Origin of the sequence: Alistipes sp. An54 (assembly GCF_002159375.1) — a bacterium.
Classification (GTDB): Bacteria; Bacteroidota; Bacteroidia; order Bacteroidales; family Rikenellaceae; genus Alistipes; species Alistipes megaguti.
This window is the reverse complement of the sequence record NZ_NFIA01000003.1, coordinates 182,025-195,351: the sequence shown is the minus strand read 5'-3', so window position 1 is coordinate 195,351 and position 13,327 is coordinate 182,025. Positions and strand designations below refer to the sequence as shown.

Below are 13,327 nucleotides of genomic sequence, written 5' to 3'. Positions count from 1 at the left end.
TATTCTGAATACATTTGACACCTATACTATGGGATATCCGTCATATAATTTATTCGTTCTTCATCATTATACCATAGCCAGCCTCAACTACTTAACCTACCTAAAGTCGTCAACAAATTACCTACAATCATAGGCATAGAACAGTTTGATAAATATATTTCTGTATATTTATGTACTTTTTCAATCTTTACTATATTTATTATAAGTAGTACTTCTACTGAATAATAAAATAATAATAATGATATGAAAAGACAATTCAGGAATGATATGAGCGACGAGCAAAAGCAGGCTATATCACAAGCCCTAAAGGGTCGCAGACACTCTGAGGAGCACAAGCGCAAGATTGCACAAAGCATGGAGAAATATTGGGCAGAGCTACCTGTAAAGCCTGATACAAATAATGATACAACGGAGCGGATATATGGGAAGGACAATTAAAGCAAGTGTAAATATAGACAAATTGAAAGTTTGTCTAATTCAGCCTGAAGGGTTGTTTGAAAGAATATACAAGCATGAACAAGACTATATCGTTTTCAATGGGTTCGCATTGAAACGCATTGAATGTAATACAGACACTATTGTATGCAATGTTTTGCTTGATGAAGTAGGGCAAACTGAACAAATCCTACTTGGCTCACTCGTTTTAAATAACACTCACAAATATTCAGGAAAAGCATTTTTTGAGTTTGAAAACTCCGCTCTATATACTGTTGAAGGAATAGATGCAAGCGGCAATAAATACAATAAGATTATGAATCTGTATTATGCTGCAGAGGTGCTTGGAATGGAACTCAACAATATAACTCAACTTGATCTTGCACTGGACAGTAATATTAATTTCATAAGGAAGATTATCAAAGCTGTCAAAAGTTATGACACGCTTGATATGTATTTGAACGGAAAGAAGATTTTAACGCCTGAAGAGAAACTCCCCGAATATGGAGTATTTCACGGTGCATCCAGAAAACGCATAGAATCCCTTCCGACTCTCTATCTATCACAAGCAAAAAAAGAAGTGGGACTATCCATGAAAGTATACGACAAGACTAAAGAACTTGCAGAGCAGAGTTTATATAAAAAAGAACGATTCTTCCATTGGCTGGGATGGACTGCGCCCAGAATATACAGAACAGAAATAACATTACACAATGTAAACGTGCGTGACTTCTGCACAATAGCTGGCAACCAAATTGAAGAGCAAGGAAACTTAAAAAATATCCTCAATCTACTAGGATTGAAAGATTGGAGAGCAAAATGCTTTATGGAAATGGCTGACAGGCTAATTTATTTCAGAGACCGAAAGAGCCGCAAGAAGCTGACTTTAATTGACCTTGCTGAATTATAGGCAGGTCTGGTATATAACCAATATACCTGATCCAGCACTAAGAAAAAGCATCAATCAACTAATTATCAAAGCTATAAATTAAAATACACGGTACATTTTTGAAATATCGCTTTTCTTAGTATTTTTGTATTTGAAAAAAACACATTTGCCTATGACATAAAACAATCTCAAAGACATATAATAAAAAAGCGTTAACTTTTATTCGGGCATCTGAAACTTCGACACTTTCACATTGTACCCAAGGAATGAAGTTTGACGCTCACGTGTGTTCACACGTGGGCTTCATTCTATATTGGGTACAAGGTAGTCGAAGACCTCAGATGCCAATAGAAGGATTTAGTCCACGTTTTTTTATTGTCTACCCCCCCCCTCCAATCTCATGGACTAAAATCATTAACCTAAAAAACTTATATCAATGAAAAAACTTTTATTCTCAATTACTACAATTCTTTGCACTCTTACTCTTGTCAACGCACAGGAATCCAGCAACCAGCCCAAGCATATTTTTGGAGTACGCGCCGGAATCAATTTTGCCAAATCTCCTCATAACGGATGGGTTAATACCGAAACTATCAATAAGGGAGGAACAGGTTTTCATGTTGGCGGTATTTACGAAATAGCTCTTTCCAAAAAGCGCAAATGGTATTTTCACACAGGTCTCAATCTGAAATACCTCACAGCCAAAGCGGAAACCTCCAACTCATATATGTATTCAGATTATGGGACTTACACATATTATAATGAAAAATACCGAGCCTTATATTTAGAGATTCCCTTAATGTTCACCCGGCAAATCCGATTTACAGACGATTGGGGACTTAGACCTGCTATCGGTTGTTCCTTGGGACAAGGATTGTCTGCAAAAAGCAACCGTGAAAAAACAAGATATGAGCGCAATGAACTCATTTATTCTGAAACCGGGGTAATAAATCTGTTCAAGGACGACTTCAGCAAGTGGGAAACCATCGTGGGTAAAGTGGAATTAGCACTCAATCTTACATACAAGAATTATTTATTAGGAGTTGAAGGTAGCCTTGGCGGAGACCTGTGGGATTTAGGTATCACATTCGGATATAACTTCTAAATGCCCTCCCATTATATCAACTCTAAAACACATTGTGAGTAGGAAATCAGAGTAATAAACAAAGTAATTATTATAATATAGTTACAGTAATATGCTATTAAACAAGATATTATCATATAATATAATAATTCTTTGGTAAGGAAGAGGTCACGAGTTCAAGCCTCGTCAACAGCTCTGGAAGGCGCCGCAAGAAGACGCCGAAACGAGCAAAAAGCCTTATGTATCCATGATATGTAAGGCTTTTTCGATTATTATCATGCAACGGCTTGTCAGTCAAAGAAAGCCGTTGCATGATAAAATCACTCTTCTCAAGCCTTTTAACACGCTTTTGCATGACCGGAATTGTGGGAGAAACACAATGTACCGCATAAATAATCATACATTGTGTTGGCGTTGGCTGGATTTTCGGGATTTATGGCTGTTATCATTTTTACCTTTGCAAAACAATCAGAATAGGATTGTTTTGATCCTATCGTCCCGAAATCGCAAAATTTTATGAGACAAATAGGATGATAAGCTTGATTACTCGATATACGGACTTACAACACATTGCGAGAGGTTAGTTTCCCGTATAGGTAGGCTGATAAGCAGGCACATCGTCCTTTGTAATCGTATATCCGTCGGGATCAGGAGTCCAGCTACGCGTATAATCAGTTCCATCATACGTTACCGTTCCACCAAAAGCACCTTCGGCGATTTTCTGGAATACCGGCAGCGGGCTGACATCACTGTAGCGACGCATGTTGAACATCATGATACCGCCGTAGTTGCCGTTGGCAGCCTGCGAGGAGCGACTCTTGATCTGATTAAGATAGATAGCGTTCAGCATCGAAAAAGAGACATCCGCCTCCTTAAGGAGGCGGATGTCATCGTTAAGTGCGGAACGAATCGGAACCCGTTAGGGCAACCGGATGATGAAGCAGCCCTTGTAGAGCACTTCCTCCTGGATTGTATAGAAGGTAATCCAAGCTAATTTGTCCTCGACTTTAATCACCTCGGCAGTAGTCGGAATCTTCTTGGAACCCTGGAAAATCCACTTTTTGCTTTCGCCGTCGTACGCCACGATGTAGCAGGTATCCATAATTTCACCGACCGTCGCCAAATCAGGATTTTCATTTTCTATCAAGAGGCCAAACCGGTCTTTCGCCGAATCTGTGGGCCTTGCATAGTATCCGAAGAACCAAGTCCCCTCGGGCTGGTTGGTAATTATCTCATCCTTCTTCGGAGTAGCCCAATACCGTCTGGTCGAGAGTGCTCCCCGCCTTGCGATATTGTAGTCGCCTCCCTGTAGCCAGAGATAACCTTCCTGGGGGATGCTCTTGTAGGTCTCGAGGTCGGAATCGGCGAACGGAGAGTCCGAATAGGTGTTGGTCACCGTGACGACGGACTCCAATCCGCGCGAGTCCGTGATGGTGATGGTCGTGCCGCCCTCCTGCAGCCCCGTGATGTCGAATCCCGAATCGCTCACCGTCGACGGAACCACGGTGGCGTACTGCGTGTCGGCAGAGACCGCACTATAGGGCGGATTTCCGGCGACGATGGTCACGGTGCCGACGCCCGGATTACCCATGTTGAGGGTCAGATCGAGCGTCGTCGTACTCAACTGGAGTTCATCCGAGAGATAGACGTTAACGGGGATGCTCTTGTAGGCGCCGCCCGCATCCGAGACGACCAAATCGGTCCGCCCGTATTTATGGCCAGTCACCGTAATCACGTCTCCGTCGAGCATAGCGGTAGCGATTGACGTGTCGAGCATGTCGATTCGATAATCTCCGGCTCCAGAGACGATTTGCTGCCGTACGCTGGCGTCCGGTTTGAGGTCAAAGAGTTCCGTGCCCACCTCCAGTTTGGGGCCCTCGGGAAGTTCCGAGTCGACGACCGGCGAAGGTTCCGGTTTCTGCGGCATCTCGTCTTCGTCGCACGATGTCGCCCCTGCTGCGAGCCCCGTCCAAAGCAGGGCGTAAATCAAATATTTGTGTTTCATGTTTTTGCTTGTTTGAGAATACTGCGGGCGAACCGGGCTTCCGTCCCACTCGCAGCCGGATTCTGTTACCAGTCTTTTCGATAGGTATCGCCTACTTCCAGCGACTCGCCGTAAAGTGTTTCGCAGACCCGATTCAGCGCCTGAACCTGCGTCAGCTTCTCCCGGTTGCCAATCGGAGTGGTATTGAACGAACCGTTGCTCCGGTAGGGATCGATGCTGAAGAGGAAGAGTGTCTTATAGATGTCGCGCGTCTGCTCGAGCCGCTCGACAAGCGGCCAGGAGGGCGAAGTGCTGCCAAAATTGGTGGACCATCGACCAACCCGGTTTTCGGGTACGCCCGGGAAATTGTCCAGATCGAAATCGTTACCGTCACTGTAGTCGACCATTATGTAGTCGATGTAATCACCCGGTCCCCAGACCTTGCCGGTCTCGTCCTCGAACTTGCAACCTTCGGTGGTGAACTGCCGGATCATTCCCAACTGGTATGCGATCACGTCGCGTTCGGGCATGATTCGCTTGGTTGCATAAAGCAGGTAGGCTGCTGCTTCCTTCGAATATGCGCCAAGGAAGCCCGTGGGCGGGGTATCTTCCAGCGAAGTGTACTCGTCGTCGAAGAAAACACCGTCGAGCGAATAGGTGTCACAAATGATTTTCAATTGTCGCGCGAAATAATCGGCCGTAGCGGGCAACATCGTGGAGAGACCTGCATGGGTATGATAGGGTGTCATGCCGAGATATACTTTCATGCCACGCTCCTGCAACGGTGCAAGATACTTCTCGCGATTGTTCAGCAGGTAACGCACGTTGTCATTGACCAACGCGTGCAACCCCGTATGGTCGAGGACGATATTGTCCGAGAAGAGCACAACGGCGTCGAACAGATACTTGCGTGAATCGGCCAACCGGAAACTGAGCATGTTGAGCGGATTCACGTCGTTGGTCTCCATGACGTAGAAAACCTTGGTCGCATCGGCTCCCTTGTTGCAATCGCCGGGATTCTCCACAACCTGCAGGAAAATCAGATAGCCCGCATCCTCGGCATTGAGTTCCAGCGGTCCCGACACGACTTCCGCACGCAGCGGAATCACATAGGTCTGGTCAGCGCTCTGCTCTGCCGTCAGCGTGTAGCTCACGGTCACGGGTTCGGAGCGCTGGCTCCCGGCCTCAAGCGAGAACGTCTGACCGGAGAGTTGCAACGCCTCCTGTGGCAACGCCTCATAGGCGTTGCCCGTCGTCTCGTTGTAGGCGTCGAGAAGATTCGTATCGTAGGTCAGCGATACCTCGCTGGCCGTCTCGGCCTGTTTCGTCGCATTCAGGTAGAGCGTGACGCTTCCACTGCTGCCCATGCCCTCGCGGACTTCAGTGGTGAGCTGCTTCCGGATGGCATTCCCGTCGGCAAGCCAGCCTTTCTGAATCACCGTGGAGATGATTCCGCTGTTGTCGGCCGGCAGCATGTCGATCTCCGTCTGGCTGCACGAACCGAACACTCCCGCCGTTGCCAACAGCAGCAACGGCATGATGTTCCGTTTAATGATTTCGTATGTCTTCATGTCTTTTGCTTTTCTTCGTTAAACGCCTATTTAGCCGGAAGTTCCACGGTATTCCAGGTCAGCACCCGCGTGGCCATGGCATCGTTGCCCGAAGTCGAATAGTCGGTGACCGAGGCTCCGTTGCCGTCGTTGAATTTCCAGTAGGCTACCAGATCGTTCTCCTCCTGGGGCGAGTAGAGTTTGTAGAAGTGATTCTGGGCTCCGATTTCCTCATCGGTGAGCACCCGATTCCAAACCCGCACCTCTGAGATGTCTCCGTCCAGATAGCGGTCCGGCTCATACGAGTAACCAATCCAGAAACTGCGGTTCGACTCCGTCTCCTCGGCATAGTAGCGGCCCCAATTCACCGCTTCGGTGAACTTCGAGAAACTCTGCGGCGTTTTCCGCTCACCGTTGATGTAGACGTTCACCTCATGCGTCACATTATTATAGGTCACGGCAATATGCGTCCATTCGCCCACTCGCACCGTCCAGTCCGAGGAGGTGAGTTTCTCGTCTTCCGTCGTACCCGAAGGGCGACCTACAATCTGCAGCTGGTTATTGGGAATCGCCGAGTCGCCGAAGCGAATCAGGAAGTGGCTCTCGACTCCCATCAGCGTGGAGATGTTTGAGCCGCGGCCTTCAGCGAAGGCATCCACCCGAACAAGCGCCTCGGCCGTAAGCTGGGAGAGATTGTTGAGCCGCGAGGAATTGTTCCATTGGGGAATGCATACCGAATTTTCACGCAGGTTGGCCACCACGTTGATCAGCGAGGCCTCCTTCACCACGAAATAGACCGTCCGCCGGCTGGCAAGCTGCCCGATATTCGCACCGCCGATCGACACCGGAAGTACATATACTTGAGTTTTATCCAATGTCAGCAGGTTGCGAAAGCGGACTTCCACTTCGCTGGATTCGACAACTCCGGCCGGAATCACAACTGTCGGATTCGGGATCTCGTAATAATCCGATGGTAACAACACGGCTGAATCGGAGTATGCCGTATTGTAGTAGTCGACCTGTGCGGCATCGACTTCGTAGGTAAACGAAATGTCCACCGTCGACGGCATCGCAAGCTGAGCCTGGAGCGTCCGCGTATCGCTGTCGGTCTCCTCCTCGACGAACAGAATACTCTGCTGTTGCGTCGTGTTGTAGAGCCGATTGTCGAAATGCTCCATGTCGTCCTGGCAAGCGGCGAGCGCCATGACCCCGCAGAACGATATAAACAGATAATTGATATGACGTTTCATGTTGTTCGCATTTTATTTGATCGAAGGATTCAGCGTCGTAATCATACTGCGCATGTTCCCGTAGGTATTGCTTGCGTTGAAGTAGTCACCGCCGAAGTCGTAAACACCCACGGCGCGGATACGGTTTCTTTGCTGGGACGTGTTCGCCCATGCGGCCACGGCGGCCGTCGCCGGGCTGCCGTTGGAGAAGGTTGCGTAGCGGTTCGTGCCGGAAAGCGGAGTACCCGCTACCACCATGCCGTAACGCGTGCCGTATTCAGCCACGTAACCCTCCGTCATCAGGGTCGTCAGCTCATTGGCCGCCGAGGCGGTCCGACCATCGAGCAGGATCGTCGGGCAATTGGCCAGGATGCTCTGATCGAGCAAGTTCTCCGGAGCGCCCAGAAACGTCAGTTCTACCCCCCCCCCTGTTGCGGTCGTACCAGTCAGTCAGAATACCGATGAAGCAATTTTCATCCTCCATGTACTCTTTCTTTTCGACGTCGTCCATCAGTACGGTCGACTCTCCTTGGTAGGCGATGCAAATACCGTCATAGGGGTATTTTTTCAGCAGAGAAAGTGCATAGCTCAACGTGTCGGCAAGAAACGAATGAAACGAACGTTCCGGTGTATTGGGCTTGATATTATTCGTATAGTCCGTTTTCATCCGATCGAAGTCGATCGTGTAGATCACCTTCATGCCCTTCTGCGTGCGGAGCTCGTCGATCTGGTCGAGCTCGCTCTGCGTAAGGAGGTCAGGATAAAGCAACCCAACGACATCGATACTGTCAGGAATTTCACGCAGGTAATGACCTTTCGATACGGGGAACTTGACACTGTTATCCCACCATGCGTAGACCTGCGTGTGGTCCGTATTGCGGTATTCGCGCAATGAGGCGAGATACCGGGCGTACAGTTCCGGGTTCTCTTCTTCGACATTGCCATATTTGATGTCCAGATTATCCACATCTGTCCACTCTTCACACGACGGAAGAGTCATCGTCGCCATCAGAAGTAATGCCGCCGCTATCTTGATTCCTTTTTTCATCGTCTTCATGTGATTTATTCGTTAATCAGGTCCGGATTGCAATCCCACCAGACGTGCGTAGAGAAACGATCTCCGCCATCGGGCAGATTTTGACTGATAGCTCGGTTCAGGTTGACGCCGTTGGTGCTGTATTCGTCCGAGGGGTAAGTCAAACGTCGGGCGAATTTGCCGTCAGCAACGTCCCCGCCGCTGAGGTTAACCGGCGACGCTGCCAGTTTCGGGTAGCCTGTACGCCTGAATTCAGCCCATGCTTCATGTCCCAACGGGAAAATGGCAATCCACTTTTGCGTGATGATCTGTTCAAGCTGCAATTCGGGGTCGTAACTATTCCATGCCGGTACACACTGGGTATCGGGACGGAACGAATAGGAGCCCTGCGGGTCGTTATAACTGCCCACTTGAGTATAACTCGACAAATAGGAGGCGGCATCACCCGCACCCCGTTCTTCGAACGACAACGTCACACCCCGGCGGTAATAGTTCTCAGCCGTATCCTGTGTATCCCAGCCACGCAACGCTGCTTCAGCACGCAGAAACATCACTTCCGCAACATTCATCCACAGAATCGGGTCGCTCTGCTTGACATTCAGATTCGAATAGGCTTGTCCCGTAGTGATGGGGTACTGATTGCCGATACGCAACCCCCAATAGTCGCTCGTATATCCCGAAAGTGTACATTTGTTTGCATAAATACCGATACGCGGATCGCTCCAGCTCTTCATGTAGTTGATCAGATCGGCCGAAACACGCGTCTCACCTCCGTTATATTGATAAGCCACGACATAGAACGGATTGATATTGATTCCCGACAAGTAGGCGTTGTCGTCGTTCGAGACCATCACGCCTAATTTGCCATCCGAAGTGTCAACAGCCTCCTTTGCGCGCGCCTCGGCCGTGGCGGGATCCACATAGGACAGCCGCATGGCCATACGCAGTTTGAGCGAATTGGCAAATTTGATCCATTTCTCGAGATCTCCGGCATAAACTTTATCGGCAGCCGCCGAGATCCGCGAAGCACGATGCTCCATTAGTGTTGCAACGGCCGCACTCAACTCCTCGAAGATCTTTTCATACACCTCCCGTTGGGAGTCCAGCGGAGCCGTCACTTTCCCATCGGCACCAATCTGATTATACGGAATGGGGCCATAGGCATCGGTCACACGCTGGAACGCCGCGGCCTTGACAATTTGTGCTACAGAGAGAATCGATTCATCCGTAGTGGCGGTTTGCAGGCCGAGCCAGTTTGAGTAGACATTGGGGATGATCTCCTGATACATCTTGTCCAGCCAGTCCTGCGACGGGTTGAAATAGGAGAACGAGTTGGCCCACACTTGCGAGTCGGCAAAATAACCGCCCCACACGCCGCCAAGCAGGCATTCGGTGAACTGGTTCAGGTGCTCCTCAACAGGAATTACATTGTTCATCATGCCGCCAAGCAACGAACTGACGAGATATTCGTCGCGTTGCATTTCACCCGCAGTGACCTCTGCCCAGTTCCGGTTGTAGTCCATGTAATCCCCGGTGCACGAGCTCGCCAGAATTCCGCCTGCCAGGCAAATTCCGAGACATATCTTGTTATATATCGTTTTCATGCTCCTTGTTAGAATTTAAGTCTGACATTGAAACCCAAGTTTCGCGTACCCGGCATCATAAAGTTATCAATGCCCTGGTAGTAGTTGCCCGTGGTAGCTACCGATTCGGGATCGAACGGTGCTTCGCAGTAGATCATCCAAAGATTGCGACCAACGAGCGAAACCGAGACCTCGGCGATATTCCAAAACTTCTCTTTCGGAATGGTGTACCCGATCGACACTTCCTGCAGGCGGAAATTCGTTGCCGAGTAGGTGTAGTATTGAGGCAGGCCGCCTTGTCCGGCCACTACCGAATACCAGTTTTCAGCATCGATCAGATCGCCGTTGACCAATACACCGCCAAAATCGCGAGCGGCGGCCGAGGCCTCCGATACGCCGTAGTAGTCCATGTAGGCCTGCGTGGCCGAGTAGACGATGCCGCCCAGTCGGGCCGAGAGCATGAAGCCGAAGTTCAGCTGGCCGTAGTGGAAGTCGTTGCGCCAGGCCAGGTTGGCCTTCGGGAAGACCGAGCCCAGTTTGATGTCGTTGACATCGGTCGTGTTGCTGACCACCTTGCCGTCGGCATCCACGTAGATATTGCCCCGGCTGTCGCGGCGCAGGTCGGCCGTCGAGTAGAGGTCGCCCAGCGATCCGCCCTTCTTGAGCAGGAAGCGGGCGTAGCCCAGACCGCCGATATCCAGACGGTCGAGCGTCATCGGCTCGTTGGTGATCGGGATCACATAATCCTCCATTAGCTTCAGGATCTCGTTGCGGTTGGCCGAGAAGGTGAAGTTCGACGACCATCCGAACTTGCCCCACTCGTTCGAATAGCCGGCCGACAGCTCGATACCCTTGTTGCGCACCGAACCCGTCTGGATGTACATCGTCGAGTAGCCCGACGAGGGCGAGATGCCCGGGTCGAAGGTCTGGTTGTAGGTCTTGGCCGTATAGAGGCTCAGGTCGACGTTGAAGTGCTTGAGCAGGCGCGCCGTCAGACCGACCTCCCACGAATCCGTACGTTCGGGCTTCAGGTCGCCCATCGGGTAGTGGGTCTTCGACGACCACTGCTGCGTGGAGTTGTCCCACTCGTAGGTCTGCTGGGCCAGGAAGCGCGGGATCGGAAGACCAACCGAGGCGAACGATCCGCGAACCTTCAGGTAACCGATCCACTTCGGCATCGGAAGGGCTTCGGAGAGGACCACCGAGGCGCCGACCGAGGGGTAGAAGAACGACTTCTTGACCGAATAGTTGCCGGCCAGCTGCGAGGGCCAGTCGTTACGTCCGGTGAGCGTCAGGAAGTAGGTGTTCTTGAAGCCGGCCTCGACCGAAGCGAAGACCGACTGCGTCTGGTCGTGGTAGCTCGACTGGATGCGCTTGGTCTTCGTGTTGTCGAGCTGCATGACGTTGAAGACGTTGGCGATGCCCGTCGAGAGGATCGGGCCTTCGTTGCTGAAGAGGCTCTGCTGCATGTCCGAGTACGAGGTACCGATGTTGGCCTGCAGCGACCAGTTCTCGCCGAAGGTCTTGTTGATGTTCACCAGCAGGTCGGCATAGGTCTGCTTGTCGAGCGTGCGCTCCAGCATGAACGAACCCTTCGACAGGGCGTCCGAGCTTTCGTTGGTCAGCGTCGGGTTCGACGTGGCATAGAGCTTCTTGGTGTATTCGTTGTTCGAGTTGTCGACCCGCACACGGCCCGATACCGACAGCCAGTCGAGAATCTGATAATTCAGATTCGCATTCAACATATAACGGTCCTTGTTGTTCTCCCGTAAATTGCGATAAGCAATCCAATAGGGGTTCTGTCCGGTCAAGGCCGAAAACATCTGATCAGGCCAGTATTGCGTAGCAAGCTTGCGGTCGGAATCCCAGCGCTCAAACATCTGGATGTCCTTCCAGTCATTTCCACGGGGGAAAAGGTAGGCGGTCACGAGGGGATTCGAGTAGGTTCCTTGATTCACCATGTTCATGTCGTTCTGCTTGATGTAGCTGGCACCGACATCGAGCGTCATGCGATCTTTCAGGAACGACGTTGTATTGCGGAACGTAAAGTTGTAGCGATCGTAATCGTTATTGGGCACCATACCCTTCGAATTGACTGCCGAGGCAGAGATGTAGGTCTGATTCCGGTCCGTACCCGTGGAGAGTGCAACCGTCTCGGTTGTCACAACCCCCGTCTGCAAGAAATCGTCGGCAGGGTTGTATCCCTGCATTGTAACCGGATTCAGATGGTTTCCCCAGCTCTTGTCCACCGACGAGGCGGAAGATGCAAGGCTGCCTGTGCCGTATCGGTTCTGGAACTCGGGCATGCGGAACGGACGCAGAAATTCCGTATTCTGCGATACGGTGACACTCAACGCTCCGGCTTTACCCTTCTTTGTGGTAATGACGATAGCTCCGTTGGCTGCATTGTTTCCGTAGAGCGCAGCTGCGGCTGCACCCGTCAGCACCGAAATCGACTCGATGTCTTCGGGGTTGATGTCGGCGATGGCCTCCGTCGTACCTCGCGAGTCGAACTCGGTGCCGCCTTCGCTACCAAGATTGAACATCGGAATACCGTCGATGACATAAAGGGCATTCGAGGATTGACTGATGGCCTTGCTGCCTCGCATTACCACTTTTGACGCACCGCCGACGCCGGACGACGAGGCGTTAATGTTCACACCGGCCACCTTGCCGTTGAGCGAATTAATGAAGTTGGCATCCTTATTGCCGATAATATCCTCGGAGTTCACCTGCTGCACGTTATACGACAGAGCCTTCTCCGACCGCTTGATTCCCAGAGCCGTCACGACAACCGATTCGATCTCCGATGCAGCTTCGCGCAGGACAATATCGAACGTAGTCCTGCTTCCGACAGCGAGCGACTGTGATTCATATCCCAAATAACTGATGTCGAGCGAGGCGGTTGATGGAGTGTCCACCGTGAGCGTGAAGCGGCCTTCGGCATCGGTCGTGACTCCGGTGGAGGTTCCATGGATGAGTACTGTGGCTCCGATAATCGGCAATCCGCCGACATCGCAGATCTGTCCCGAGACGATTACGGATTGTTCAGCTTTTTTTACGGAAAGAATGATGCTCAACGACCGAATATCATACGTCAAGTTTGTTCCTGCAATCATCTGCTTAAGGGCGTCCGTCAGCGGAACCGCAGAGACATCGAGACTCACAATGCGGTTGGTTTCGACGTCTGAACTCGAGATAAAGAGGTATTTGGTCTGCCGTTCGATTTCGGACATGATTTCGGACATGGGGACCTGATTCATCCGAATTGTAACTTCGGGCAGATTCCGGTTTTGAGCCTCAGCCCGCAGTGACCAGAAAGCAAAGAGGCCAAGTACTGTCAAGAAAGTGAATGACCTCAGAGCTTGCCTGATAAATATTTTATTCATAAATTTGTACATTAGGTTTAAGTAGGGAGATTTGCTTAAGCCTCGGCCTGCAAGATGTACCAGCATCCTTGCGGGCTTTTTTTGAGACGTCTACAAGTTTTTTTTGATTTTCAATACTCTTCGCAATGCATCATAGGCCGGTCGTTTT

General features: G+C 50.5%; 11 protein-coding genes. 3 read left to right on the top strand and 8 right to left on the bottom strand.

What is annotated here, in order from left to right:
- The first annotated feature begins 243 nt into the window (after positions 1-243).
- The 3 genes from B5G09_RS04475 (at position 244) to B5G09_RS04465 (ending at position 2,429) form a co-directional block, all read left to right on the top strand.
- Complete coding sequence (locus B5G09_RS04475; protein WP_087404207.1) at positions 244-438, top strand: NUMOD3 domain-containing DNA-binding protein; 195 nt, start codon at positions 244-246, stop codon at positions 436-438.
- Complete coding sequence (locus tag B5G09_RS04470; RefSeq protein WP_143256475.1) at positions 422-1,345, top strand: hypothetical protein; 924 nt, start codon at positions 422-424, stop codon at positions 1,343-1,345. Before B5G09_RS04475 ends, B5G09_RS04470 begins: the two co-directional genes overlap by 17 nt.
- A 415-nt stretch (positions 1,346-1,760) precedes the next feature.
- Positions 1,761-2,429 (top strand): outer membrane beta-barrel protein, encoded by a 669-nt coding sequence (locus B5G09_RS04465; RefSeq protein ID WP_087404205.1) that lies wholly within the window; start codon positions 1,761-1,763, stop codon positions 2,427-2,429.
- Positions 2,430-2,988: 559 nt separating this feature from the next.
- Here B5G09_RS04465 and B5G09_RS04455 read toward each other — a convergent pair.
- The 8 genes from B5G09_RS04455 to B5G09_RS04420 form a co-directional block, all read right to left on the bottom strand.
- A complete protein-coding gene (locus B5G09_RS04455) occupies positions 2,989-3,258 on the bottom strand; it encodes a hypothetical protein (RefSeq protein WP_087404203.1) in 270 nt (89 codons plus the stop codon).
- Positions 3,259-3,327: 69 nt separating this feature from the next.
- On the bottom strand, positions 3,328-4,413 hold the full coding sequence (locus tag B5G09_RS04450; RefSeq protein WP_087404202.1) for a hypothetical protein: 1,086 nt from the start codon (positions 4,411-4,413) through the stop codon (positions 3,328-3,330).
- A 65-nt stretch (positions 4,414-4,478) separates the two neighbouring features.
- Positions 4,479-5,963, bottom strand: a complete 1,485-nt coding sequence (locus B5G09_RS04445; RefSeq protein WP_087404201.1) for a DUF1735 domain-containing protein — start codon at positions 5,961-5,963, stop codon at positions 4,479-4,481.
- 26 nt (positions 5,964-5,989) lie between these two features.
- The gene (locus B5G09_RS04440; RefSeq protein ID WP_087404200.1) at positions 5,990-7,192 is read right to left on the bottom strand and encodes a DUF1735 and LamG domain-containing protein; all 1,203 of its coding nucleotides are present in this window, start codon (positions 7,190-7,192) and stop codon (positions 5,990-5,992) included.
- A gap of 12 nt (positions 7,193-7,204) precedes the next feature.
- Positions 7,205-7,558, bottom strand: coding sequence for a hypothetical protein (locus B5G09_RS04435; RefSeq protein ID WP_162608237.1), 354 nt, complete (start codon positions 7,556-7,558; stop codon positions 7,205-7,207).
- The gene (locus tag B5G09_RS04430; RefSeq protein WP_087404198.1) at positions 7,485-8,228 is read right to left on the bottom strand and encodes a glycoside hydrolase family 18; all 744 of its coding nucleotides are present in this window, start codon (positions 8,226-8,228) and stop codon (positions 7,485-7,487) included. The genes B5G09_RS04435 and B5G09_RS04430 overlap by 74 nt, the downstream gene beginning before the upstream one ends.
- A gap of 5 nt (positions 8,229-8,233) precedes the next feature.
- Positions 8,234-9,811: a SusD/RagB family nutrient-binding outer membrane lipoprotein gene (locus B5G09_RS04425; protein ID WP_087404197.1), complete on the bottom strand. Its 1,578-nt coding sequence runs from the start codon at positions 9,809-9,811 to the stop codon at positions 8,234-8,236.
- An 8-nt stretch (positions 9,812-9,819) separates the two neighbouring features.
- Positions 9,820-13,179: a SusC/RagA family TonB-linked outer membrane protein gene (locus B5G09_RS04420; RefSeq protein WP_087404283.1), complete on the bottom strand. Its 3,360-nt coding sequence runs from the start codon at positions 13,177-13,179 to the stop codon at positions 9,820-9,822.
- Between the last annotated feature and the right edge of the window lie 148 nt (positions 13,180-13,327).

Excerpts from the sequence above, each read along its gene's own strand:
- B5G09_RS04475 (WP_087404207.1), top strand. The coding sequence starts at position 244 with ATGAAAAGACAATTCAGGAATGATATGAGCGACGAGCAAAAGCAGGCT.
- B5G09_RS04470 (WP_143256475.1), top strand. The coding sequence starts at position 422 with ATGGGAAGGACAATTAAAGCAAGTGTAAATATAGACAAATTGAAAGTT.
- B5G09_RS04465 (WP_087404205.1), top strand. The coding sequence starts at position 1,761 with ATGAAAAAACTTTTATTCTCAATTACTACAATTCTTTGCACTCTTACT.
- B5G09_RS04455 (WP_087404203.1), bottom strand. The coding sequence starts at position 3,258 with ATGCTGAACGCTATCTATCTTAATCAGATCAAGAGTCGCTCCTCGCAG.
- B5G09_RS04450 (WP_087404202.1), bottom strand. The coding sequence starts at position 4,413 with ATGAAACACAAATATTTGATTTACGCCCTGCTTTGGACGGGGCTCGCA.
- B5G09_RS04445 (WP_087404201.1), bottom strand. The coding sequence starts at position 5,963 with ATGAAGACATACGAAATCATTAAACGGAACATCATGCCGTTGCTGCTG.
- B5G09_RS04440 (WP_087404200.1), bottom strand. The coding sequence starts at position 7,192 with ATGAAACGTCATATCAATTATCTGTTTATATCGTTCTGCGGGGTCATG.
- B5G09_RS04430 (WP_087404198.1), bottom strand. The coding sequence starts at position 8,228 with ATGAAGACGATGAAAAAAGGAATCAAGATAGCGGCGGCATTACTTCTG.
- B5G09_RS04425 (WP_087404197.1), bottom strand. The coding sequence starts at position 9,811 with ATGAAAACGATATATAACAAGATATGTCTCGGAATTTGCCTGGCAGGC.
- B5G09_RS04420 (WP_087404283.1), bottom strand. The coding sequence starts at position 13,179 with ATGAATAAAATATTTATCAGGCAAGCTCTGAGGTCATTCACTTTCTTG.